Raw genomic sequence first — 1,327 nt, 5'->3', positions numbered from 1 at the left:
TGCTCGGTAAGAAGACGATGGAGGGCGAAATCCTCAAAGAGGCGCTTGAGATCGCTGCTGGCCCAAAAAAACATCTCTTGCGCTCGCTGTCGTTGCCGAAGGGAAGTTTCCGATGACGGCTGTATGCGAGGCTTTCGGTGTCGCCCGATCAAATATGGCGCAACGGGCGAAGCAGCTTCCTTCCAAAGCCCGTGGACGACCTCCGCTCGCGGAAGATGACCTGGTGAATGAAATCAAGGCGATCATCGCCGATATGCCGACCTATGGATACCGCCGGGTTCATGCCATTCTGCGCCGTAACGCTTTGCGCGAGAGCCGCTCGTGGCCAAACGTCAAGCGCGTCTACCGGGTGATGAAGGTGCATGGATTGCTTCTCCAACGCCATACGGGTGCAATCGACACTCGCCGCCACGACGGCCGCGTTGCTGTGGAGCAGTCAAACCTACGCTGGTGCTCGGATGGCTTCGAGATCGGTTGCGATAACAGAGAGAAGGTCCGCGTTGCCTTTGCTCTGGACTGCTGTGATCGCGAAGCCATCGCACATGTCGCCACTACCGAAGGCATCAAGAGCGAGGATGTTCAAGACCTGGTCATTACCGCCGTCGAAAATCGCTTCGGGCGCATCAACACCCTTCCAAAGCCCATAGAATGGCTGACTGACAACGGCTCGTGCTTTATTGCGAAGGATACGAAAACGCTGCTGCTCGATATCGGGATGGAGCCTTGCTCGACACCTGTTCGCAGCCCGCAGTCCAACGGAATGGCTGAAGCATTCGTCAAAACCTTCAAGCGTGACTACGTCTCAGTCAATCCCCTTCCGGACGCCAAAACCGTCATTACCCAACTGCCTTTGTGGTTCGAGCATTACAACACGCTTCACCCGCACAAGGCATTGGGGTATCGGTCGCCGCGTGAGTTCTTAAACCGTCAAACAGAAACCTGATCCTGTCCGGTTTTTATGGGGCAACTCCATATCCGTATACGCCATTCTTGGCAGAAAAAATGGATGTGAACGAAAGAATATCCGGAGCCTGCTTTGTGGCACCTGATCCACCCCCATTGAACGGGTCCACCTTGAAGTATGGTTTTGACCATGAAGGAGGACCACAATGGCAAACAAGCGACACAAGCCCGACGAGATTGTCTCGAAGTTGCGGCAGGTTGAGGTTTTGCGCGGCCAAGGCATGGCGATGGCGGATGCCGTTCGCCAGATCGGCGTTGTCGAACTGACGTTCTACCGGTGGCGCAAGCAATATGGCGGCATGAGCCGTGACCAGCTTCGGCAGTTGAAGGATCTCCAGAAGGAGAACGAACGGCTTCGCAAGGC

General features: G+C 55.6%; 1 protein-coding gene and 1 pseudogene. Both read left to right on the top strand.

Going from position 1 to position 1,327, the window contains the following annotated elements; translation table 11 throughout:
• A pseudogene (locus ABD906_RS00010) lies at nucleotides 1-943 on the top strand (IS3 family transposase); the annotation flags it as partial.
• A gap of 166 nt (nucleotides 944-1,109) precedes the next feature.
• Nucleotides 1,110-1,327, top strand: a 218-nt coding sequence (locus tag ABD906_RS00005; protein ID WP_345097528.1) for a transposase, incomplete at its 3' end; no start/stop codon positions are given.

It is taken from the genome of Chelativorans composti (assembly GCF_039541695.1).
Taxonomy (GTDB): domain Bacteria; phylum Pseudomonadota; class Alphaproteobacteria; order Rhizobiales; family Rhizobiaceae; genus Chelativorans; species Chelativorans composti.
The sequence above is the reverse complement of the archived record's forward strand: the minus strand, read 5'-3'. Positions and strand labels throughout refer to the sequence as shown.